Raw genomic sequence first — 22,722 nt, 5'->3', positions numbered from 1 at the left:
CAATATAATGGAACATTCTTGTGTATCATCTTATCTCACAACAATCGATTTAGTAGCATATTCAGCCTGCATAAACCATATCGTTTATTTGACCTACTTTAGAAATTGTAACCGTCCCCTGAAACTCAAAAGTATTTCGATCAAGCTTGTGTAGATACCCTGCAAGCTTTTTGCTATGACGTTTTCTACGTTTAGCATGAACACTTTGCCCGACCCAAACATGGTTCTCTGTTACTGCAATACCTCTAAGCCAGGACTCATAAGCCCATAATTGCCTGCCTGTGTATGCATCAACCAATCTCGCATCAGCTGACGAGCAAACCAACAACTTATCATCGCACTCAACAAGATCATGGGTATGAAAACACCCCGGAATGGTGATTACATCGACAATATCCATTATATCAGAACAATCCAATGCCACTTCAAGCGACGCCATATGAAGGAGCAATATTTTACTGTTAGGCTCCGCATAATTCAGCCCGATATACAGAATACCGTTAAAAACCTTAACCGCATTAACATGATTAATATCAAATCTTCTTTTTCCAATATCCAAATACCCTTTGACAATTTGTTTTTCTAAATCATAAACAACAATCCTGTTCTTTCCTGTGTCAGTCAAAAACACAAACCCATCATAATACTCGATCTGATGAACGTCGTGCACATCATACACTGAAGCCAAATATTCATATCCACCAGTATCAGGAAAAATTAAGTGTAACTTGCAATCCGAAGTAGGTTTGTTCGACTTCGTGGTTCCCATAACCTCTTTAGAAGCAGCCATTACCTTATTGTTTGCATAATTACATATACCAAAATAACCTTTAGCTCTTCTGCTGAATAATCCCGAAGTATGCTTTCGTTTTAAAACATGTCGAATAGACTCAGTATCAGGATTAACAGAAAATATGCCATTACTGGTAGATACAAACAAAGACATATTGATCACCAATAAAATTATATAAAACTCAGAATAATACCGCTAAAATAAATACACGTAACCATTACTTACGCAACACTGCCACAAAGTTGCCATTAGCCTCGTCAAAAGGAGAAAAATACTCAATGTCATCAAACCCGATACGCTCGGACAAAATCCTCAGACTTTCTTCATTAAACAAATGCAAATGTTCGAGTGGCTTGAGAGATTTCCAGGTACATTGTTGCTGTAAGGCTCGTTCGCCACCGGAATCAGGAGTCTGTATCAAAAAAACTCCGCCGGGTTTCAAAAGCTCATAGATCCCACGCAGATCGCCGGAGACATCTTCAAAATGCTCGATAACATCGATCGCCGTGATAAGGTCAAAAGTCTCCCCTTCGACTTTTTCTTTTGCGTCCTCGAAGCGTTTGGAGAAAATCTGATTTTTGTATTGGGGATAACTGTTGATAAACGGCCGGATCAATTCCCGGACCAGCTCGATACCATAAACATCCCAGCCGTGTTCGTGCGCCATCGCCAGCAAAAAGCCTTTGTTACAGCCGATATCCATGTAGCGACGCTTCTCGCCACCGGCCATCACCTGCTTCTGGCCGAACTCGAAAATCCCCCGGGCGCGGCGCATGGATTTGTCGAACGATTTGGTCCAGGCAAACTTTCGAAAAGGTGCCGTCAGTTTCCGTCGCAACGACTTGAGAGTGTCGCCACTATAGGCTTTGTACAGCTCCTCCGGTTTTAATAACCGGTCAACATAGATCAGGCCGCAATTGTCACAGCGCAGATAATCCTGGCCATCCAGATGGCAATACTGTTGCGCGAATTGATTCGTCTCGCATACGACGCAGGCCCGCCTTTCCATTCCACATCCTCTCTGGTTTACTGTGATTTGCTTGCTTGAAACAGCGACAGGCTGATTTTAAACCAATACGCCCGCCCGTGCATCGCACGATGGCGCTCTGGCAGGGAAAAAAGCAGTCGGGGTTCAGGTGGAACCGCTTTGCTTGTTCCACCCTACAGGGGTGATCGGGTGTTGGGAACTATTATTTAGCGAGGAAAAAGCACAAGAAAACGCCCGGGTTAACCGGACGCAAAATACAACAGTTGGGATAATAGAAGATCAAAAAAACAGAGGCTTAACCTGCCTTGTCGAAGCGATGCATCATGTGCAGCAGTTCCGCCTCGTTGGTGCTGAGGCCACAGACGTCCACCAGTTGTTCGACGCTGGCACCTTTTTCCACCATGCGGATGGCATGTTCGTAGGGCTGGTTGGCGGAGTCGTAGATGTCGACCTGTTCCTGACGTTCGGCCAGACGGCGCTGGCGGCGTTCGACCTCCAGCAGACGTTCGCCGACACTGACCGCGGCAGTGGTCAGGGCGCGCAGATCATTTTTGACCGCAGCCAGGGTTAGTTGCTGTTGTTTATTCTGACGACGCAGTAAATGGATAGCCACTCCCGCCAGCAACAGGAGCACGACACTGCCCAGCAAGAGGATGATATTCAGGTCGAGTTCGCTTAACAGGTTCATCGGTTCCATTCGCCACCTCAGGCATATTCATCAATCTGTGGTCCGTTGTCGGGATCACGCGGGTTATCCGGCGGCTGTTGTGGCGAACGTTTGGGCTGGCGCCGGGGACGTTGCTTGCGCTCCCCGGAAGGGCTGGTCGGCTCGGGTTTGTGCACCGGCCAACCGGGATTCAACGGAATGATATTGCGTATCTCCGTCATGCCCGAACAGGTTACAAGGCTGCAACCTCCTCCCATTCCTCGTCCGTCAACAGCTTGTTAACGTCGACCAGAATCAACAGCTCGCCTTCCTGGCTGGAGACACCCTGAATGTATTTGGCGCTTTCGTCATTGCCGACATTGGGCGCAGTTTCGATCTCCGAGGTCCGCAGGTTGGCCACTTCGGCCACGCTGTCGACCAGGATGCCGACGATCTGGTTTTCTGCTTCAACAATAACGATGCGGGTCGAATCATCCGGCTCCCGGATCGGCAAACCGAACCGTTTGCGGGTGTCGATCACGGTGACGACGTTACCGCGCAGGTTGATGATGCCCAGGACGTAATCCGGGGCACCGGGAACCGGGGCGATCTCGTTCATGCGCAGCACTTCCTGCACCTGCATCACCTTGATGCCATACTTCTCGCCTTCCAGCTTGAAGGTCACCCACTGGATGCTCGGATCGTTGGCGGCTTCTACCACGTCATTCATCGGTTGTCTCTCTCCTTGCCGGTGCCGGTGGCGTCAAAACGCCGACGCCCCGGCCGTGCAGAATATCAGGTTGCATTATCCATGCCATTGCCGCGTCAACAGTCGGCGGAAATGGGCGTGGCGATGGTTGTATTGCTGTTATCGGCCGGTAAGCCGCTGATTTGAGGGTTTAATCGCGGCCTTCGGCCAATTTTGTGGCAAACGCGCCGGTATCCACCAGCGCGCACATATGCTGGATGACCGTCCCCAGCAGCCAGCGCCGGCGGGTGCGATCGCTGCGCCAGCGGACCTCATCCTTGCGCAGGGTAATGACCTCGTCGACCTCGTCACAGGCCAGGCCCCAGCGCCCCTCGTCGATGAGGACCACCCGGCGCACCCGTTTGAGCGGATCGTCCCCGGCCAGCTGCTGCAGTTTTTCGGGGGGGAAGACCAGCCGGGCGGTATCCACGACCGGTACGCTCTTGCCCAGATGGGTCACCAGGCCCAGATAAAAATCGGCATGCCCGGGCATTTCGGTCAGCTGGTCGGGATCGAACTCAAGCACGCCGCCCAGCTCTTCCAGGGGCACCGCCAGGGTGAGGCCGGCGACCCGAAACAGCATGGCCTGGAACAGATCGGCCCAGGGCGGCAAATCTTCGCCGGCGGCCGGTGGGACCTCGGACGGCGCCTCCACCGGTGCAGTGGGCGTCTCGACCACCGGGGCCTCCACCACCGTCGGTGAGGGCACCTCGACCTTGACCTGCGGCGGGGCCGCGGGCGGCGCTTCGCTCACTGGCGGCGCGGGGGCCGGTTCCGGCTCGGGCGTCGATTCAGGTTCGCGCAGCAGGGACTGCAGGAACATATCCAGCGCCACTTTTTCCTCCACCAGCGTCTGCTTGGCGGGCTTATTGCTCATAACCGGTCACCAGTTTCAAATGGGGCTCGTCGGCCCCGGGGTTCAACAGCGAATGCAACAGGGCGGCGTAGGCCTGCGCGCCGCGCGCGGCAGGGCGCATGATCGACAGGGGGATGCCCTGTTTGCTGGCCTCCCGGAACTGGGTGTCGACCGGAATCACCGAGTTCCACACCTCGTTGCCGTATTTTTCCCGCAGCACCTGCAGGCTCTCCCCGGCGGCGCGGGTACGCCGATCGTACATGGTCGGAATGATGGTATGGCTCAGACCACCGCGGCGCGCGCGCAGGATCATCTGCAGGGTGCGCATCATCCGCTCCAGCCCCTTGAGGGCCAGAAATTCGGTCTGGACCGGCAATAGCAGGTGTTCGCAGGCGGCCATGGCATTGACCATCAGGATGCCCAGGGTCGGCGGGCAATCGATCAGGACCGTATCGAATTCGCCTTCCAGCCGGGCCAGGCTGCGGGCCATGACCAGGCCCTTGCCCTCCTGGCTGCCGAGCTGGCGATCCAGCGTGGCCAGCGCGGTGGAGGCCGGCAACAGTCTCAGGCCCTCGAACCGGGTATCCAGCAACAACTGGCGCGGATCCACGTACGACTCGGCGCCCTCGCCCTGGAACAGCAAATAGAGGCTCTCCTCCAGGGTATCGGGATCCTTGCCAAAATAGGCGGTCAGCGAGCCATGGGGATCCATGTCCACCAGCAGCACACGCTCGCCCTGGTTGACCAGATGCCCGGCCAGGGTCACGGCCGTGGTGGTTTTACCCACCCCGCCTTTCTGATTGGCCACCGCCCAGATTTTCAAATGCGCCTCCTCATGAGGTTCAATAATGCAAGAAGCCGGCCAGCTACAGCCCGGATATCCTGTGACGCCAGCCTGTTCCAGAAAACAGAGACTCTCGCAGAGACGCCGAGCTCGCAACGGACTCAATCATAGTGCCCGGAGATTCACCATAACACCAGACCCGGTGTTCTGTGCGGCCTGGCGAGAAGATGTAAACGCCTGCCACACGCAGTAAACCGGCAAACAATCGTCTAGCTTTGATCGTTATCTATCTGGCGCTCGATTTCCAGCATCCGGCGGGCATTTTTGTCGGCCAGAATCACCACTGTGACCCGGCGATTGCGCTGGCGGCCTTCGACGGCGTCATTATCGGCGATCGGCCGGTGTTCGCCATAGCCGATGGCGGACAGACGCTGCGGCTCCACTCCGCTCTGTGTGAACAGATGGACCACGCTCGCCGCGCGCGCCGCGGACAGTTCCCAGTTGGACGGGTAGGCCAGGGTATTGATGGGCTGGTTATCGGTATGCCCTTCCACATCGATATGATTGGGCACATCCCGCAATACCTCGGCCAGTTCCTCCAGCACCGGGTAAGCCTGCTGTGTGAGTTGCGCCGCACCGCTGGGGAACAGCACCCGGGTATCCATTTCCACTTCCACCCACAGCTTGTCCTGATTGATGTTAATAATGCCCTGATCGATCAGCGGCTGCATGGCGTCGCGGACCTGTTCGGCGATCTGTGCCATTTGCCGGGATCGATCCACCGTCGTCTCAGGCGCCTTTAACTGGACGATGTCCGTGCGCGGCTGTTCGATCAACGGTTCGACCGGAACAAACGCCCTGGCCTCCTCGCCGATCTGAATCGGATCACGGGACTTGGGCGGCGTTTTGAAGGCATCGATCATGGTGTCGGATAACACCCGGTATTTACTCTCGTTGATCGAGGACATGGAATACATGACCACGAAAAACGCAAACAGTAACGTGATGAAATCCGCGTAGGAGACCATCCAGCGGTCGACGTTCTCCTCTTCCGGTGCCTGTCGACGTTGACGGCGACGCATGGTTACGGCCCCTGGCGCAGATAACCCAGCAGCTTGGTTTCAATGTTGCGCGGGTTCTCGCCTTCGGCGATGGAGATCATGCCCTCGACGAACATGTCCCGGTACTGGGATTGTAGCTGCACCAATGATTTGAGCTTGTTGGCAATGGGCAAAAAGATCAGGTTGGCGGCCCCAACCCCATAGATGGTTGCCACAAACGCCACCGCAATACCGCTCCCCAGCATGCCGGGATCGGACAGGTTACCCATCACCTGGATCAGTCCCATGACCGCGCCGAGGATACCGATGGTCGGGCTGTAACCGCCCATGCTTTCAAAGACTTTGGCCGCCTGGATATCGAACTGTTCCTTGACCGAGATATCCACGTCCAGAATATTGCGAATGCTGTCCGGCTCGCTGCCGTCGATCAAAAGCTGCAGCCCCTTGCGCGCAAACGGATCGGGTTCTTTTTCCTCGACATCTTCCAGCCCCAGCAAGCCTTCCTTGCGCGCGATGTTGCTCCAGCGGATGATGCGCTGAATGCCCTCTTCAAAGTCGTAGCGGGGGGAATAAAAGGTCCAGAACAGCATGCGCATGGCGCGTAAAAACACACCGAGACGGGATTGCAACATGACCGCCCCGACTGTACCGCCAATCACAATCAGCAACGCCGGTCCGTTGAGCAACGAACTGATATGCCCGCCTTCCAGATGCTGGCCAACCAGGATCGCGGCAAGCCCGAGTATCAGACCGAACAGGCTCAGCAGATCCATGAGCTACATCACCCGCTTGACGATACTCGGCCCGATGTCGGTCAGATTGAGTATCTGTTCGGTGAGACCGGCCTCGGCCACAGCGGCCGGCATGCCATAAACCACGCTGCTGGCCTCGTCCTGGGCCCAGATCGTGGAGCCTTTCTGTTTCAGGGTCCGTGCCCCCTCGCGACCGTCCGCCCCCATCCCGGTCATAACTACCGCCAGAGTTTCCCCCGGATAGACGCTGCTAATGGAATCGAACGTGATATCGACGCTGGGTTTATAGGTCTGCGACTCATCGGCATCGATAATTTTCAGACCCGGCTGACTACCGCGACTCTGCAGCAACATCTGTTTACCGCCGGGGGCAAGATAGGCCCAGCCCGGTTTCAGGACATCGCCATCCTCGGCTTCCTTGACGTTGATCTTGCACAGCTGATCGAGCCGCCTGGCGAACGCTGGCGTAAAGGTGGCCGGCATATGCTGCACCAGCACAATCGGCAAGGGGAAATCCGCGGGCAGATTGGTCAGCACCTGTTGCAGCGCCACCGGTCCGCCGGTCGAGGTGCCGATCGCCAGTAATTTCAGTGTGCCGCTCTTGCTGATACGTGGCGCGGGCGCCGGCACCGGCGCGGCACTGCTGGTGCTAATGGGTTTGCTGGCCGGCGCGCTGGTTGGCGGCGTGGCCATACGCTTGCGCCCCAGCGCCCGGACCCGCTGGCATAACAGGTTCTTGGCTTCGTCCCGATCGCGAGCGATGTCCTCGAAGCGCTTGGGCAGAAAATCGAGCGCACCGGCCTCCAGGGCATCCAGCGTGGCCTTGGCGCCATCGGTCGTCAGGGAGGAAAACATGATCACCGGGGTCGGCGTACGCTGCATGATCTTGCGCGTGGCCGTGATGCCGTCCATCACCGGCATTTCGATATCCATTGTAATGACATCGGGTTTGAGTTCGGCGGTCATGCGGACGGCTTCTTCACCGTTTTCCGCCTGCCCGACTACTTCCAGCCAGGAATCGGCATTGAGAATTTCAGCGACCCGACGACGAAAGAACCCCGAGTCATCCACCACCAGCACCCGTGTTGCCATTAACGTTCCTCCGTCATACTGCGTTGTTTGTCATGCTTCCGTTTGGCAAGACACGGGCGACGGGTCTTGCCTGAGATGGATTAATCCATTGCGTCAGGTATACATTTTCATCAGGCCCGGCACATCGAGAATGATGGCAATGCCGCCATCGCCGGTGATAGTGGCTCCGGCCAGTCCCGGAATCCCCTGCAACAGGGCACCGAGGGGTTTGATAACCACTTCTTCCTGACCGATCAGTTCGTCCACCACAAAGCCGATCTTCTGGTTACCCATATGCACGATCACCACGTGACCTTCGTTGGGCAGCGGCGTGTTGGCTTCACCCTTGACTAACCAGCGTTTGAGATAAAACAGGGGCAGGGTCTTTTCGCGCACGATGATCACCTGTTGACCATCCATGATGTTGGTCTTGGTCAGATCCAGATGGAAGATTTCACTGACATTGACCAGCGGCAGGGCAAACAGCTGATCCTTGAGCCGGACCATCAGGGTCGACATAATCGCCAGGGTCAGTGGCACCTTGATACTCAGGCGCGTGCCCTTGCCGGGTGCCGAATCGATCTCGATACTGCCATTAAGCTGGGTGATTTTGGTCTTGACCACGTCCATGCCGACACCGCGACCGGAAATGTCGGAAATCTGATCCTTGGTGGAAAAACCCGGCGCAAAAATCAGATTGAAACATTCGTTATCGTCCAGACGCGCGGCTGCATCGGCATCCATGACACCTTTTTCCACGGCCTTGTCGCGCAACTTATTCGGATCCATACCACCGCCGTCATCTTCAATCACCAGCAGGATATGATCCCCTTCCTGGGAAGCCGTCAGGGCGACAGTCCCTTCCCGGGGCTTACCCGCCGCTTCGCGGACATCCGGCATCTCAATACCGTGATCCACCGAGTTGCGCACCAGGTGCACCAGCGGATCGGCCAGTGCCTCAACCAGGTTTTTATCCAGATCGGTTTCTTCACCGATCATTTCCAGATGGATTTCCTTCTCCAGGCTGCGGGCCATATCCCGCACCACGCGCGGAAAACGTCCGAAGACTTTTTTGATCGGCTGCATGCGGGTCTTCATGACCGACAGTTGCAGATCGGAAGTCACCAGGTCCAGATTGGCGACCGCCTTGGACAGTTCCTCGTCACCGGCATGTTCGCCCAGACGGGAGATCCGGTTGCGCACCAGTACCAGCTCACCGACCATATTCATGATCTCGTCCAGACGGGCGGTATCCACCCGCACGGAAGTCTCACCGGCCGGGCGCTCCTTGTTGCCGGCCGCGGCTTTGGCCACCATGGCGGCAGCCGACTGCGGTTCTTCGGGTTCCGGCGCCGCCGAGGTTGCGGCAGAGGTGTTCCCGCCGCCGCCAGCGCCACCGGCGGCGGGCGGCGCAGCAGCGCTGTGTCCGGCATCCGCCGCGCCCCCTTTGAACTGCCCCTTGCCATGCAAGTCGTCCAGCAGCGCTTCGAATTCATCCTGGCTGATCGGCTCTTGCGGTTCGTTGCCGCCCGCCGCTGCGGCCGGTTTGTCCGCGGCACTGTCGGCCGCCGGCGCCCCCTTGAACTGTCCCTTGCCGTGCAAGTCGTCCAGCAGCGCTTCGAATTCGTCGTCGTTGATCTCGTCGCCGTCGGATTTATCGGTCGCCGCCGGCTTGTCGCTCGAGCCACCCCCGGGCTTGTCCAGGGCATCGAGCAGCGCCTCGAATTCCTCGTCGGTGATATCCTCATCGCCGGCGGCCGCCACCGCTTCGGGTTTCGGTTCAGCGCCCGGCGCGGCCGCCGGGGCCGGAGCGTCGCCCGGGGTGGTGTAATGTTCCAGGGCCCGCAACAGGGCCGGATCGGCGGCATCCAGCTCGTCGCCGGATTGCAGCCTTGCGAATTGATCGTTGAGCACATCCAGTACCGGCAACACGGTATCCATCAGATCCTGGGTCACGTGGCGCTCGCCGTTACGCAGCAGGTTGAAGATATCCTCGGTGCGATGACACAGCGCCACCATCGGATCGATATTCAAAAAGCCGGCGCCGCCCTTGATGGTATGAAAACCGCGAAACACGGCATTGAGCAGGTCCTTGTCGTCGGGGGCCTGCTCCAGGCTGATCAGCTGGCTGTTGAGTTGCTCCAGGATCTCGCCCGCCTCAACCAGAAAATCTTGTAACAGTTCATCATCCATTCTTCGTTCAGCCTGTACGCTTGATTAAAACCCGAGACTGGAGAGCAGGTCATCGACTTCGTCCTGACCGGAGACAGTGTCGCCGGTATCGTCGACTCCCGGCACCACCGGCCCGGCCAGTTTTTCGCTAGCCTGTTTTTGCGGTTGCTCTTCGTGTTCCGGCAACCCGGCCAGCTTGATCAGTTCAACCAGGTTGTCTTCGACCTCTTCCACCAGCTTGATCACTTTCTTGATGATCTGTCCGGTCAGATCCTGAAAGTCCTGAGCCATCAGTACATTGTTCAGGTTACTTTTCAGTACGCCGGTTTTCTCCCCCTGGCTGCCCAGGTAATCACCCAACTGTTTGCTCAGGGTACGAAATTCGTCGGCACTCAGTTCGCGATTGGTAAATCTCTGCCACTGTTCATGTAACTCAGCGGCCCGATTTTCGATTTCTTCACACAGGGGAAAGGATTCTTCCACCGCCTCCAGGGTACGGTTGGCGGCTTCATCGGTTTTCTGGATCACATAGTTGAGTCGCTCGCGTGCGTCGGGGATATCGTGCTCGGCGATATCGGCGATGCGATCGTCCATGCCGAAAGCGCTGATGGCATCGTGCAACTCGCGGGTGAGCTTGCCCATTTCCTGATACAGCGCGGATTCACGAATCGAGGTCAGGTCATCGACCACCTCGCGGGCCCCCTCTTCGTCCTTGTTTTCCATACAGGCCAGCAGATCGCGGACCCGGGCAATATTATCGTCGTTGATGAGATTATTATCCGACATTGAACCGCCTTGAATACTATTCAGCCTTCGATGCGCTCGAAGATCTTGTCGAGTTTTTCCTTGAGTGTCTGGGCGGTAAACGGTTTCACGATATAACCATTAACCCCGGCCTGGGCAGCCTCGACAATCTGTTCACGTTTCTGTTCGGCGGTCACCATCAATACCGGGATTTGCGCCAGGTTCTCGTCTTCACGAACCTTCCTGAGCAGTTCAATACCTTGCATACCGGGCATGTTCCAGTCGGTAATCAACAGATCGTAATGATTCGATTGCAGCATCGGCAGTGCCGTGGTGCCGTCATCGGCTTCCTCGGTATTGGTAAAACCCAGATCCCGTAACAGGTTCTTGATGATTCGTCGCATGGTGGAAAAATCATCCACAACGAGGATCTTCATATTTTTGTCCACGCTATCCCTCCAGCATTAATGCAACACCATGCTGCCATCCCCCGGGCCGGACGCTTACCGGCAAACAGGAATATGGAGCGGCAAATTCATCGAAGTTATCGGCCGGGTTCGACCAAAACTTAAGGGAGTAGGGCTAAAATCGGGCGATAGAAAAATCGGCATGGGGTTCCGGATAACACCGAGGACACCGAATCCATCGAACACACCGAAAAATACACCGCAAGTCGCAGCAGTGCCTTCCAGCAGTATCGCACTCAAAGGCTTCGATGATTTCAGTGAAATCGGTGTCTTCAGTGGCTTTATTCGAATACCTGAACGGGAAAAATCCGTGCAGAACACGGTTAACAGTCGGCAAGCAGCGGTCAAAGACTGACCACAATAGTGAGAATCACGCTTCTTTGAAGCGGTTCTCCATGCGTGCCTGCAGGCGAATGACCGCCTGGCTGTGGATCTGGCTGACGCGCGATTCGCTGACACCCATCACGGCACCAATCTCGCGCAGATTGAGTTCCTCATCGTAATAGAGCGCCATCACCAGCCGCTCGCGCTCGGGCAGGCTGGCGATCGCCTCGGCCACCACCCGCTGCATGTCCTCGTTCTGCAGGCCGTCGATAATACCCGGGGCGTTGTCCGACATGTTGTCGAGCATCGAGTCCTCGCCCGTGCCCATATCCTCGAAACTGAGGACCTTGTGATAGCTGTTGTCCTGCAGGATCTTGTAATAATCCTCCAGTGACATATCCAGGGATTCGGCGATTTCCACGTCACGGGCATCGCGTCCCTGATCGTTTTCGATCTCACGCACTGCCTCGGCCACCATGCGGGCCTTGCGGTGCACCGAGCGCGGGGCCCAGTCGTTCTTGCGGATTTCATCCAGCATGGAGCCGCGAATGCGGATGCCGGCATAGGTTTCGAAGCTGGCGCCCTGGGTTTCGTCGTAATTGCGCGAGGCCTCGAGCAGGCCGATCATCCCCGCCTGGATCAGATCCTCGAGCTGGACGCTGGCCGGCAGCTTGTTGATCAGGTGACAGGCAATACGCTTGACCAGCGGCGCATGCTGCTCGACCAGATCGTCGTGCAGCCGCGGCTGGTTGGCGGCATAGATGGCCACACCACTCACGTCAGCGCCTCCGCCTCTTGCTCATGTCCCATTATCAGTCGTTCCACAAAAAACTCCAGATGGCCCCCCGCCGTCTCGGGTAACGGCCACTTGTCGACTTTTTCCGCCAGAGTGCCATAAGCCTGACTCGCCTTGCTGCGCGGATAGGCCTCGATCACCGAGCGCTGCTTGCGGATGGCCTTGACCACGGACTCGTCATCAGGGACATAACCAACATAATCCAGCGCAATATCCAAAAATCGATCCGTCACCTTGGCAATCTTGTCGTACACTTCCCGCCCGTGCTGGGCACTGCGCACCATATTACAGAGTATACGGAATCGGAACAGCCCGTATTCCCGATTCAGCAGCTTGATCAGCGCATACGCATCGGTGATCGAGGCCGGCTCGTCGCACACTACCACCATCACTTCCTGCGCCGCCCGGGAAAAACTGACCACGCTGTCCGTAATGCCAGCGGCAGTATCCACTAATAATACATCAATATTGTGGTTCAACTCACTAAAAGCCCGGATTAATCCTGCGTGTTGATTGGTGTTCAGTTCCGCCATCTCCTGCACCCCCGAGGAGGCGGGAATCACGCTCAGGCGCCCCGGGCCCTGCACCAGGATCTCGTCCAGCTCACGCTCACCGCGCAGGACGTGCGACAGGTTGTAACGCGGATGCAGACCCAGCAGCACATCGATATTGCCCAGGCCGAGATCGGCGTCGAGAATGGTGACGTCCTTTTCCAGCGCCGACAGGGCCATCGCCAGGTTGAGAGACACATTGGTTTTGCCCACGCCACCCTTGCCACTGGTGACGGTGATAACGCGGACCGGATTGGGTTGAGTCATGCGCTGTAATCCTGCTGCCTGATGATTCATGGGCGACTCAACCGTTGGCCCCGGCGACCATGCCGCCCAGAACCAGGGAGATGTCATCGTCTTTCACCCCGGCCGCGACCTGCTGCATGATCACCACGCTGCGGCTGACCAGGGTGTGCGGTCGGGCGGGATGGAAATCCTCGGGCACCCGCTGCCCGTCGCTGAGGTACACCGGCGGCAGCTTCTGCTCTATAGCCACCGACAGCGCCCCGCCCAGACTCGTGGTCTCGTCCAGTTTGGTCAGGATCAGACCGCTGAGCGGCACCTGACCGAAGGCATTGACCACATCGTTCATGACCCCGCGCTGGCTGTTGGTGGCCAGGGTCAGGTAGGTCTGGACCACCCGCCCGCCGGTGTTGAGCGCGGCCAAATGCGCGTACAGGGCCATGTCGCGCTGGCCCATGCCGGCGGTATCGATCAGCACCAGCCCCTTGTCGCGATATTCGGCCAGCGCCTCATCCAGCGCCTGGCTGTCGGCGGCCACGCGCATCGGCACGCCCATGATCCGGGCATAGCTGCGCAGCTGTTCATGGGCCGCCACGCGGTAATTGTCGGTGGTGATCAGTGCCACTTTTTGCGGTCCGTGACGCAGCGTATAGCGGGCCGCCAGCTTGGCGATGGAGGTGGTCTTGCCGACGCCGGTGGGGCCAACCAGGGCCACGACCCCGCCGCGATCCACAATGTCATTATCGGTCGTGGGCAACTGATGGGCCACCACGCCCAGAGCCTTGCGCCAGTTGAAATCAAAATCCTGTTGCTCGTCACACTGGGCCACGACCTGGCGCGCCAGGTTCGGACTCAACCCCAGTGCCAGCAGACGTTGCAACAGACGGGCCCGCAGCGGGTGATAGCGGGTTTCCTGCCCCCAGGCCAGACCGGAGAGCTGATTGACCAGCATACCGCGCAAGGAGCGCAGCTCGTTTTGCATTTCCATGATCATCGGCTGCTGCGACCAGAGATGGCCGGGCTCTTGCGCACGGCCACGGCCGGCCGGGACACCGGCGCTCGGTGCGGCCGGGGTATAATCGCTGTCGGGAATATTGCGACTGAAGCGGATGTCATCCATCGCCGCCTGACGGGACTGGCGCGGTGGTGGCGTGTCCGCCTCGGGGGCGGCGCTGGTGGCCTCTGCCTGCCTGGCGCCGGTGCCGGTGCCAGTGCCGGTGGCCGGGCCATCCAGCAATGATTCGTCATAATCGATGGCCGCGACGATCTCCACGCCGCCGGGGATTTTGTGGTTGGAGAGAATCACCGCATCGGCGCCGAGCGTATCCCGCACCTGGCGGATGGCCGTGCGCATGTCAGTACCCTGGAAGCGCTTGATTTTCATAACAAAAGCCCCTGTCTGGCTGGTTTGCGTTGCGCGCCCGGCTTACTGGCCGACCGTGGCAACGATACGAATCTGTTTGTCGCTCGGTATTTCGTTATACGAGAGCACCTGCAGCGACGGAATGCTGTGACGGACAAACCGGGCCAGCATGGTCCGGATGGTCGCCGAGACCAGCAGCACGGCCGGTTCGCCGGCGATCTCCTGCTTCTGGGCGGTTTCGCTCAGCGCCTGATGCAACCGCTCGGCCAGACCCGGCTCCACGCCGGCCGTCGAACCTTCGGCACTCTGAATAGACTGTTGCAATATCTGTTCCAGTTTGGGATCCAGGGTGATCACCGGCAGCTCCGCCTGCATCCCGTTGATTTGCTGGACAATCATGCGTCCCAGCGCCTCGCGCACGGCCGCCGTCAGGACGTCGGGATCCTGCGTGCGGCCACCGTGTTCCGCCAGAGTTTCGGCGATCGTGCGAATATCCCGCAGCGGGATGCCCTCGTTGAGCAGGTTCTGCAGCACCTTGACCACCACCCCGAGCGAGAGTGTATCGGGCACCAGGTTCTCGACCAGTTTCGGGGTACTGGCCGCCAGCTTGTCGAGCAGATGCTGGACCTCCTCGTGCCCCAGCAACTGACCGGCATGGGTCTGCAGCAGCTGACTCAGGTGAGTGGCGATCACCGTGTTGGCATCGACCACGGTGTAACCCATGGTCTGGGCCTGGTCCCGCTGGGCGGGATCGATCCACAGCGCATCCAGGCCAAAGGCCGGATCGGTGGTGTCGATCCCCTCGATAGTACCGAACACCTGGCCGGGATTGATGGCCATCTCCTTCTCCGGGTAGACATCCGCCTCGCCGACGGTCACGCCCATCAGGGTGATGCGATAGGTGGTGGGGGTCAGCTCCAGGTTATCGCGAATATGCACTGGCGGAATCAAAAAGCCCAGATCCTGGGTGAGCTTCTTGCGCACCCCCTTGATCCGCTGCATCAGCTGTCCGCCCTGATCCTTGTCCACCAGCGGGATCAGGCGATAGCCCACTTCCAGGCCGATGGGATCGACCGGGGTGACATCCTCCCAGGTCAACTCCTTGACCTCGGGCTGGGCGGCGCTGGGACCGGGGGCGGCCGATTCGGCTTCTTCGGCCTGTTCCCGATGACGACGCTGCATCCACCAGGCCAGGCCGCCACTGATCAGCGCCAGCGTCAAAAAGGCGACGTTCGGCATCCCGGGAATCACGCCCATCAGGCCGAGAATCGCCGCAGTCACCGCCAGCGAACGGGGGTTGTCAAACAACTGGTGAATCACCTGCTGGCCCATATTCTGGGACGCCGACACCCGGGTGATAATGATACCGGCGGCAGAGGACAATAACAGCGCCGGAATCTGTGCGACCAGGCCATCCCCGATGGTCAGCAGGGTGTAATAGCGCGCCGCCTCGGAGAAGGACAGACCATGCTGGGCCGTGCCAATGATCAGGCCGCCGACGATACTGATGATCAGGATCAAAATCCCGGCGACCGCATCACCGCGCACGAACTTGCTGGCACCGTCCATGGACCCGTAAAACTCGGCCTCGTCGCTGATCTCCTGGCGCCGGGCCCGGGCCGTATCCTGATCGATCAACCCGGCATTGAGATCGGCATCGATGGCCATCTGTTTGCCCGGCATCGCATCCAGGGTAAAGCGGGCGCTGACTTCCGAGATACGGGTGGCGCCCTTGGTGATGACCACGAAGTTGATAATCACCAGAATCGCGAAGACCACGATCCCCACCGCGTAATTACCGCCGACCACGAATTCACCAAAGGCCTTGATCACCTGCCCCGCCGCGTCGGTCCCGGTATGTCCCTCGAGCAGCACCACGCGGGTGGACGCCACATTCAACGCCAGACGCAACAATGTGGTCACCAGCAACACCGTGGGAAACAGAGCAAAGTCGAGAGGCCGCAGGGTATAGACCGTCACCAGCATGACCACCAGCGCCAGCGAAATATTGAAGCTGAACAGCGCATCGAGCATGAGCGGCGCCAGCGGCACCACAATCATGGCCATCATCAGGATCAGCAGGATCGGCGCACCCAGACCCTGCCGGCTGAACTGACGTAATGAACTGACTACCGCACTGCTGGACTCGGCCATGACAATTACCTGTCTTGAATTAATCGAACTTGAAGTCGTCGGGAATCGGCAAATCGTTCATCTTGTGTTCCCGGGTGGTATAGCCCTTGCGATCACGCCGCAGCTGGAAGACATACGCCAGCACCTGTGCGACCGCCAGATAAAGCCCCGAGGGAATTTCCTGTTCCAGCTCGGTGGTATGGAACAGCGCACGCGCCAGCGGCGGTGCCTGAACCAGAATGACATTGTTCTCGCGCGCCACGGTGCGGATCTGCATGGCAATCAGATCCGCTCCCTTGGCGACCAGGACCGGTGCGCCCATGTTTTTGGGATCGTATTTCAGCGCGACCGAGAAATGGCTCGGGTTGGTGACCACCACATCGGCCTCGGGCACCGCCGCCATCATCCGGTGCTGGGCCATCTCCCGTTGCATGCGCCGTGCACGACCGCGCACATCGGGGTTCCCCTCGGTGTCCTTGTTCTCATCCTTGACCTCCTGGAAGGTCATCTTCAACTGACGATGGTGATCCCATATCTGAAACGGCACATCCACCGCCGCGATCAGAATCAGTGCCGAGCCGATGATCAAAAACGCCCCGATCAACAGATAGCCGGCGTGCGGAATCGCCTGCATCACCGGCTCGCCGCCCAGGCCCAGATAGGTATCGGCCTGGACATACAAAAAGGCGATAGCCACCGAGGCGATGAGAATAAACTTGACCAGTGCCTTGACCAGCTCCATCAACCCGCGCCAGGCGAAGATCCGTTTGAGGCCCTTGATGGGATCGATCTTCTCCCACTTGAAGGCGATCGATTCGGGACTGAGAACCACACTGCCCATCAAAATCGGCCCGGCCACGGCGGCAATCACCACGATGATAAAAAACGGTGCCAGAATCCACAGCGCTTCGAGCATCGCGCTTTCAAACTGACGCGGCATGGCCATGGGATCGAATATCACCTGGCGACTGATATCCAGATGCCGACCGATCAGCTCCAGCATGTCGTCGATTGCGCCGGGCCCAAGTAATAATACCGCCATGCCGGAGATCAACATCACCAGCATGGTATTGAGTTCACGAGAGGAAGCGACCTGGCCTTTCTCCCGCGCCTGCTGTTTGCGGTGCGGGGTCGCCTCCTGGGTACGTTCCTGACCGGTATCTTCCGCCATTTTCAGGCGCCTCCGCTCAGCAGTTGCCGGATCAATTGATAGGTGTCGTTAAACATACCTGTGCTGTGCGGGATCACACTGGGCAGCGTCAACAGAACCAGCGCAAAACCAATCAACATGGTCAGCGGAAAACCGATGGCGAAAATATTCAGCTGCGGCGCCGAGCGTGTCATGATGCCGAAAGCAAAGTTAACCACCAGCAGCGAGGCCACCGCCGGGATCGCCATACCCAGGCCCCCGGCGAAAATCAGGCTGCCCCAGCTCACCACCTGCCAGAAGCTGTCCGCCGTCACCCCCTGCGGACCGATAGGCATGGTCTGAAAGCTGTCGACCATCACCTGGATCATTACCAGATGCCCATTGAGCGCCAGAAACACCATTAACACCATCAGCATGTAAAACTGGCTGAGTACCGGGGCCTGGGCGCCGTTTTGCGGATCCACCATCAGGGAAAATCCCAGCCCCATCTGCATGGCAACGATCTGACCGCCGGTCACCACGGCGCTGAACACCAGCTGCAGGGTAACCCCCATGACCATACCAATGAGTATCTGCTGACCGATAATGAACAGCGTCATCGGACTGAGCAGTTCCACCGGCGGTTGCGGCGGCAGCAGGGGCACGACCAGCGCCGTCACCGCCAGAGCGACCAACAGTCGTACCCGGGTCGGAACATACCGGGCACCGAACACCGGTGCGGACATCACCATCGCGCCAATACGAAACAGCGGCCACAGGAAGGCGCCGATCAGACTGGTAAGTTCGCTGCCGGTGAAAACCATATAACTAACCTATTAAATAAGGTATGTCATGAACCAGGCGGTTGGTGTAATCGATCAACAATCGCAATAACCAGGGACCGGCCAGCATGAGTGTCAGCACGGTGGCAATCAGCTTTGGAATAAAGCTCAGGGTCATTTCGTTGATCTGGGTAGCGGCCTGAAACATGCTGACCAGCAAACCAACCAGTAGCGCCGGAATCAGGATCACTACGATCATAATCAACACCACTTCAAGGGCGTGCTGAAATATGCTGAGAACGCTGTCCGGTGTCATCATTACGCTCCGCTACACATAGAAACTCGAGGCAAGGGTTCCCATGATCAGGTTCCAGCCATCGACCAGCACAAAAAGCATGATCTTGAACGGCAGGGAAACAATCATGGGCGAGAGCATCATCATCCCCATGGACATCAGGACACTGGCCACCACCAGATCGATAATCAGAAAGGGAATAAACAACAAAAAGCCGATCTGAAACGCCGTTTTTAATTCGCTGGTCACAAAAGCCGGCACCAGCACGGTAAACGGCACATCCGCCTCGGACTCATAGCCGTCATCACCGGCGATGCTGGCGAACATGTTGACATCCGCCGCGCGGGTCTGGCTCATCATGAAGTCGCGCAAGGGCTCAGCCGCCTTGACGGCGGCATCCTGCATACCGAGTGATTCATTCATGTAGGGCTGAATGGCGTCGTTGTTAATCTGGTTGAACACCGGCGCCATGATGAAAAAGGTCAAAAACAGGGCCAGACCAAGCAGCGTCTGGGTGGTCGGTGTCTGCATCAGTCCCAGGGCCTGGCGCAGGATTGCCAGCACGATGATGATCCGGGTAAAGGAAGTCATCATCATTAACGCCGCCGGCAACAGCGTCAGCACGGTCATCAAGGCGACGATCTGCAGGCTCAGGCTGTAGGTCTGTTCACCCTCCTCGCCGGTGGTCATCGTCAGGGCATCGATGCCGGTCTGCGCCATGGCATTGTCAAGCGGCAGCAGCAGCGCGACTACCGAAAAAAACAACATGGACAGAGACAGGCGTTTCATTAGCGTGACTTCTGTTGTTTCAACAGTTGGTTGAGTTTTTCCGCAAACCCGGATGACATCGGTTGCGGTGATGCATCACTGACCGGCTTATCCAGTACATGCAGGGTGCGAACCTGTCCCGGCGCCACCCCCACTAGCAACTGGATCTCACCCACCTGCACCAGCACGATTTTTTCACGCTGACCGAGCGACAACCCGCCGAGGAGTTTAAGGTTGCCGCTGGCAACACTGTTGAAGGTCCCCAGTCGGCGGATGAACCAGCCCATGCCAAAGATCAGGGCGATGATGAATAACAGACCAAGCACCATCTGCACATAGCTGCCACTGCCAATGGGCTCGCTGGTCAGGGGACCGGATTTGACTGTTTCGGCTGCCAGCAGCGCGCAGGGACCCAGCAGGCCTGCTGAAAACAGACCCATTCTGTAGAAAAAGCGCTTCATTTGAGTTTTTTGACCCGTTCCGCGGGACTGATGATATCGGTCAGACGAATACCGAATTTCTCGTTCACGACTACGACTTCACCATGGGCGATCAAAGTGCCGTTAACCAGAACATCCAGCGGCTCGCCCGCCAGACGATCCAGTTCGATCACCGACCCCTGGTTCAGTTGCAGCAGATTACGGATGTTAATCTGTGAACGACCGATCTCCAGTGACAGGCTAACCGGTACATCCAGGATTACATCCAGGTTAATGTCTTCGTTACTACGACTGCCCGACTCCTGGATATTCTCAAAACCGGCATGCTGAACCTCTTCGGTCTGCTTGGCCGCTGCTTCATCGCCGGATTCCGCCGCCTCTTCCATCGCCGCCGCCCATTCATCCATGACTTCTGGTTCATCGTTTGTATCGCTCATGATTACCTCACTTTGATTCCGTCAGCGCCGTATTCAGCAACGGGTTTTCCTTGGTCCGTTCCACCTGTTCGACGATCTTGATCGCCATATTGTTGTCATGCACCCCGTACTTGCCGCGGAACACCGGTATATCCTCGGCACGCACGGTCACCAGTTCGGGCATTTCGATCGGGATGACATCCCCTGCCTTGAGCTTCACAACCTCCGCCAGGCTCATCCTGGCCTCGGTCAATGTGGCAGACAGATTCACCTCGGCCGACTTGATATCCTCGCGCAACGCATGCGCCCAGCGTTCATCCCGCTCGGAAACATCGCTTTGTACACCGGCATCGAGTAATTCACGGATCGGTTCGAGCATGGAATACGGCATGGTGATCTGAAAATCGCCGCCACCGCCATCCAACTCGATATGAAAACGGGAAACCACCACGACTTCCGACGGGCTGACGATATTGGCAAACTGCGGGTTAACTTCCATGTTCATAAATTCGAAGTTGATCGGCAGCACCGGCTTCCAGGCCTCGACCAGGTCGTTAAAGGCATCTTCCAGCACCGTGCTGATAACGCGCTGTTCGGTGGCGGAAAAATCGCGCCCCTCGACCTTGGTATGCCGACCAACCCCCCCGTAGTAGTTATCGACAATAATAAAAACCAGTTTGGGATCGAAAACGACCAGCGCCGTCCCGCGCAACGGACGCACCCGGGTCAGATTCAGGCTGGTGGGAACAAACATGCTGTGCACATATTCGGAGAATTTCATCATCTCCACACCACCGACCGAAATTTCAGCAGTACGGCGCAGCATATTAAACAGACTGATACGAAACTTGCGGGCGAAACGCTCGTTGATCATCTCCAGCGTCGGCATCCGACCGCGAACGATGCGATCATGGCTGGCAAAGTCAAATCCGCGAGGCACCCCGTCGTGGGCGGAAAAATCGTCCTCGGTATCCACATCGCCACTGTCAACGCCATGTAACAGGGCATCGATTTCGTCTTGTGATAAGAGATCGTTGACTGACATCCCTGGACCCTATTGCATAATCAGGCTGGTAAAATAGACCTGCTCGATACCGGCGTCATCTTCGCCGCTCTGCAGTATCTGGTTAATGGTTTTCAAGGTCTCCTCGCGCAGGCGCAGTTTGCCTTCACGAGAGCTGAGTTCCTCGAATGTCTGTTCACTGAACAGAATCAGCAGCTCGCTGCGAATGACCGGCATGTGCGTCTTGGCCTGTTCGAAAACCTCGGCATCGCGGGCCATCAACTGGATTTCCAGTTGCAGATAGCGCGCCTTGCCGGGATCCTCGAAATTGACCACAAATTCCGGTTCGAGCTTGAAATAGTGCGCCGGTTTCGGTTGCGCTTCGACCACCTCCGCGCTCTCGCCCTCTTCGTCCCCCGCAGCGGCAGTGTCGTCGTCGCCGCTCAGCAGGTACCAGGCCGCGCCCGCGCCGGCGACCGCAAGCACGAGCACGATCAGTACCACCAGCAAAATGGTATTGAGCTTGTTGCCGCTTTTTACATCGAGATCCAGATCTTGTTCGTTGTCTGCCATGAGCTTCCCCTGGGGTTTGGAACCGCCGTGCACCTCTGTGGGTGCAAAACATATGCCAGCGGTTGCGATGAATAATTTATTATTTAAATACAATGACTTGAAAAGTATGGCACGCAGCCCGCCAATCTCTTGACGCACTGCGGCGACGTGGCGCAGTCAGAAACCTGACTGGCGCGCAGGCCGCACGGGAACTGTTACCCGGGCCGCTTTTCTAACCTTAACAAGTTGTCGGGAAATTATCCCCGCCGGGAGGCGGGATTCAATCGGCGGGGAAAGGCTTGAGCAAGTGCTCGCGGTAGTAGCGCAATTCGTTGATGGAATCGCGAATGTCGTCCATCGCCAGGTGCGTGGCGTTTTTGGTCAGCCCCTCGCCGATAGACGGAGCCCAGCGCCTGGCCAGTTCCTTGAGGGTACTGACATCAAGATTGCGGTAATGGAAATATTCCTCCAGCTGCGGCATGCAGCGGGCCAGAAAGCGGCGATCCTGACAGATGCTGTTGCCGCACATGGGCGAGGCGCCGGCAGGCACGTACTGGCTCAGAAATGCCAGAGTCTCGGCTTCGGCTTCGGCTTCGGTGACGCTGCTGTTACGCACCCGTTCCACCAGGCCCGACTGGCCGTGTTGGCGGGTATTCCATTCATCCATTTTGGCCAGCGTCTGATCGCTTTGATGAATCGCCCTCACCGGGCCTTCGGCCAGAATATTGAGCTGACTGTCGGTGACGATGGTGGCAATTTCGATGATCATGTCGTTCTGGGTATCCAGACCGGTCATTTCCAGATCGATCCAGATGAGATTATTGCTGTCTGCACTCATAAAAGGT

General features: G+C 57.5%; 27 protein-coding genes. 1 reads left to right on the top strand and 26 read right to left on the bottom strand.

The features are described 5' to 3' along the window. Positions 1 to 61: 61 nt before the first annotated feature. The 13 genes from U5K34_RS09425 to cheY form a co-directional block, all read right to left on the bottom strand. Complete coding sequence (locus U5K34_RS09425) at positions 62 to 946, bottom strand: hypothetical protein (RefSeq protein ID WP_322568141.1); 885 nt, start codon at positions 944 to 946, stop codon at positions 62 to 64. Positions 947 to 1,010: 64 nt separating this feature from the next. Further along, complete coding sequence (locus U5K34_RS09420; protein ID WP_322568140.1) at positions 1,011 to 1,568, bottom strand: class I SAM-dependent methyltransferase; 558 nt, start codon at positions 1,566 to 1,568, stop codon at positions 1,011 to 1,013. 508 nt (positions 1,569 to 2,076) lie between these two features. Beyond that, positions 2,077 to 2,478 carry a DUF2802 domain-containing protein gene (locus U5K34_RS09415; RefSeq protein ID WP_322568139.1) on the bottom strand — a complete coding sequence of 134 codons (402 nt, stop codon included), beginning with the start codon at positions 2,476 to 2,478 and terminating at the stop codon, positions 2,077 to 2,079. 8 nt (positions 2,479 to 2,486) lie between these two features. Next, positions 2,487 to 2,669, bottom strand: coding sequence for a hypothetical protein (locus U5K34_RS09410; protein WP_322568138.1), 183 nt, complete (start codon positions 2,667 to 2,669; stop codon positions 2,487 to 2,489). Between the two features lie 11 nt (positions 2,670 to 2,680). Further along, positions 2,681 to 3,157, bottom strand: a complete 477-nt coding sequence (locus U5K34_RS09405) for a chemotaxis protein CheW (RefSeq protein ID WP_322568137.1) — start codon at positions 3,155 to 3,157, stop codon at positions 2,681 to 2,683. A gap of 169 nt (positions 3,158 to 3,326) precedes the next feature. After that, positions 3,327 to 4,052, bottom strand: a complete 726-nt coding sequence (locus U5K34_RS09400) for a chemotaxis protein CheW (protein WP_322568136.1) — start codon at positions 4,050 to 4,052, stop codon at positions 3,327 to 3,329. Then, a complete protein-coding gene (locus tag U5K34_RS09395; RefSeq protein ID WP_322568135.1) occupies positions 4,042 to 4,854 on the bottom strand; it encodes a ParA family protein in 813 nt (270 codons plus the stop codon). Before U5K34_RS09395 ends, U5K34_RS09400 begins: the two co-directional genes overlap by 11 nt. Positions 4,855 to 5,084: 230 nt before the next feature. After that, on the bottom strand, positions 5,085 to 5,897 hold the full coding sequence (gene motD / locus U5K34_RS09390) for a flagellar motor protein MotD (RefSeq protein ID WP_322568134.1): 813 nt from the start codon (positions 5,895 to 5,897) through the stop codon (positions 5,085 to 5,087). Positions 5,898 to 5,899: 2 nt separating this feature from the next. Next, positions 5,900 to 6,649: a flagellar motor protein gene (locus tag U5K34_RS09385; RefSeq protein ID WP_322568133.1), complete on the bottom strand. Its 750-nt coding sequence runs from the start codon at positions 6,647 to 6,649 to the stop codon at positions 5,900 to 5,902. Between the two features lie 3 nt (positions 6,650 to 6,652). Further along, a complete protein-coding gene (locus tag U5K34_RS09380) occupies positions 6,653 to 7,720 on the bottom strand; it encodes a chemotaxis response regulator protein-glutamate methylesterase (RefSeq protein ID WP_322568132.1) in 1,068 nt (355 codons plus the stop codon). Positions 7,721 to 7,813: 93 nt separating this feature from the next. Further along, complete coding sequence (locus tag U5K34_RS09375) at positions 7,814 to 9,892, bottom strand: chemotaxis protein CheA (protein ID WP_322568131.1); 2,079 nt, start codon at positions 9,890 to 9,892, stop codon at positions 7,814 to 7,816. A 24-nt stretch (positions 9,893 to 9,916) separates the two neighbouring features. After that, complete coding sequence (locus U5K34_RS09370; protein ID WP_322568130.1) at positions 9,917 to 10,657, bottom strand: protein phosphatase CheZ; 741 nt, start codon at positions 10,655 to 10,657, stop codon at positions 9,917 to 9,919. A 20-nt stretch (positions 10,658 to 10,677) separates the two neighbouring features. Then, positions 10,678 to 11,064, bottom strand: a complete 387-nt coding sequence (gene cheY / locus U5K34_RS09365) for a chemotaxis response regulator CheY (RefSeq protein ID WP_322568129.1) — start codon at positions 11,062 to 11,064, stop codon at positions 10,678 to 10,680. 28 nt (positions 11,065 to 11,092) lie between these two features. Between cheY and U5K34_RS09360 the strand changes: the two genes are divergently transcribed. Then, a complete protein-coding gene (locus tag U5K34_RS09360; protein ID WP_322568128.1) occupies positions 11,093 to 11,437 on the top strand; it encodes a hypothetical protein in 345 nt (114 codons plus the stop codon). A gap of 15 nt (positions 11,438 to 11,452) precedes the next feature. Here the strand turns inward: U5K34_RS09360 and U5K34_RS09355 are convergent, their stop codons facing one another. The 13 genes from U5K34_RS09355 to orn form a co-directional block, all read right to left on the bottom strand. Next, positions 11,453 to 12,184: an RNA polymerase sigma factor FliA gene (locus U5K34_RS09355; RefSeq protein WP_322568127.1), complete on the bottom strand. Its 732-nt coding sequence runs from the start codon at positions 12,182 to 12,184 to the stop codon at positions 11,453 to 11,455. Continuing rightward, a complete protein-coding gene (locus U5K34_RS09350) occupies positions 12,181 to 13,020 on the bottom strand; it encodes a MinD/ParA family protein (RefSeq protein ID WP_322568126.1) in 840 nt (279 codons plus the stop codon). The genes U5K34_RS09355 and U5K34_RS09350 overlap by 4 nt, the downstream gene beginning before the upstream one ends. Positions 13,021 to 13,057: 37 nt before the next feature. Next, positions 13,058 to 14,380, bottom strand: coding sequence for a flagellar biosynthesis protein FlhF (gene flhF, locus U5K34_RS09345; RefSeq protein ID WP_322568125.1), 1,323 nt, complete (start codon positions 14,378 to 14,380; stop codon positions 13,058 to 13,060). Positions 14,381 to 14,422: 42 nt separating this feature from the next. Beyond that, positions 14,423 to 16,513: a flagellar biosynthesis protein FlhA gene (gene flhA, locus U5K34_RS09340; protein ID WP_322568124.1), complete on the bottom strand. Its 2,091-nt coding sequence runs from the start codon at positions 16,511 to 16,513 to the stop codon at positions 14,423 to 14,425. A 19-nt stretch (positions 16,514 to 16,532) separates the two neighbouring features. Continuing rightward, positions 16,533 to 17,663 (bottom strand): flagellar biosynthesis protein FlhB, encoded by a 1,131-nt coding sequence (flhB, locus tag U5K34_RS09335; RefSeq protein WP_322568123.1) that lies wholly within the window; start codon positions 17,661 to 17,663, stop codon positions 16,533 to 16,535. A 2-nt stretch (positions 17,664 to 17,665) separates the two neighbouring features. Continuing rightward, positions 17,666 to 18,445, bottom strand: coding sequence for a flagellar biosynthetic protein FliR (gene fliR / locus U5K34_RS09330; RefSeq protein WP_322568122.1), 780 nt, complete (start codon positions 18,443 to 18,445; stop codon positions 17,666 to 17,668). A gap of 4 nt (positions 18,446 to 18,449) precedes the next feature. Further along, complete coding sequence (gene fliQ / locus U5K34_RS09325) at positions 18,450 to 18,719, bottom strand: flagellar biosynthesis protein FliQ (protein ID WP_322568255.1); 270 nt, start codon at positions 18,717 to 18,719, stop codon at positions 18,450 to 18,452. Between the two features lie 12 nt (positions 18,720 to 18,731). Further along, the gene (fliP, locus tag U5K34_RS09320) at positions 18,732 to 19,487 is read right to left on the bottom strand and encodes a flagellar type III secretion system pore protein FliP (RefSeq protein WP_322568121.1); all 756 of its coding nucleotides are present in this window, start codon (positions 19,485 to 19,487) and stop codon (positions 18,732 to 18,734) included. Further along, positions 19,487 to 19,927 carry a flagellar biosynthetic protein FliO gene (gene fliO / locus U5K34_RS09315; RefSeq protein WP_322568120.1) on the bottom strand — a complete coding sequence of 147 codons (441 nt, stop codon included), beginning with the start codon at positions 19,925 to 19,927 and terminating at the stop codon, positions 19,487 to 19,489. The genes fliP and fliO overlap by 1 nt, the downstream gene beginning before the upstream one ends. Further along, positions 19,924 to 20,343 (bottom strand): flagellar motor switch protein FliN, encoded by a 420-nt coding sequence (fliN, locus tag U5K34_RS09310; protein WP_322568119.1) that lies wholly within the window; start codon positions 20,341 to 20,343, stop codon positions 19,924 to 19,926. Before fliN ends, fliO begins: the two co-directional genes overlap by 4 nt. A 7-nt stretch (positions 20,344 to 20,350) precedes the next feature. Next, positions 20,351 to 21,367, bottom strand: coding sequence for a flagellar motor switch protein FliM (gene fliM, locus U5K34_RS09305; RefSeq protein WP_322568118.1), 1,017 nt, complete (start codon positions 21,365 to 21,367; stop codon positions 20,351 to 20,353). A 9-nt stretch (positions 21,368 to 21,376) separates the two neighbouring features. After that, entirely contained in the window at positions 21,377 to 21,898 is a 522-nt protein-coding gene (locus U5K34_RS09300; RefSeq protein WP_322568117.1) for a flagellar basal body-associated FliL family protein, read from the bottom strand. A 259-nt stretch (positions 21,899 to 22,157) separates the two neighbouring features. Next, a complete protein-coding gene (gene orn / locus U5K34_RS09295; protein WP_322568116.1) occupies positions 22,158 to 22,715 on the bottom strand; it encodes an oligoribonuclease in 558 nt (185 codons plus the stop codon). Between the last annotated feature and the right edge of the window lie 7 nt (positions 22,716 to 22,722).

It is taken from the genome of Thiohalophilus sp. (assembly GCF_034521165.1).
Lineage (GTDB): Bacteria > Pseudomonadota > Gammaproteobacteria > UBA6429 > Thiohalophilaceae > Thiohalophilus.
The sequence above is the reverse complement of the archived record's forward strand: the minus strand, read 5'-3'. Positions and strand labels throughout refer to the sequence as shown.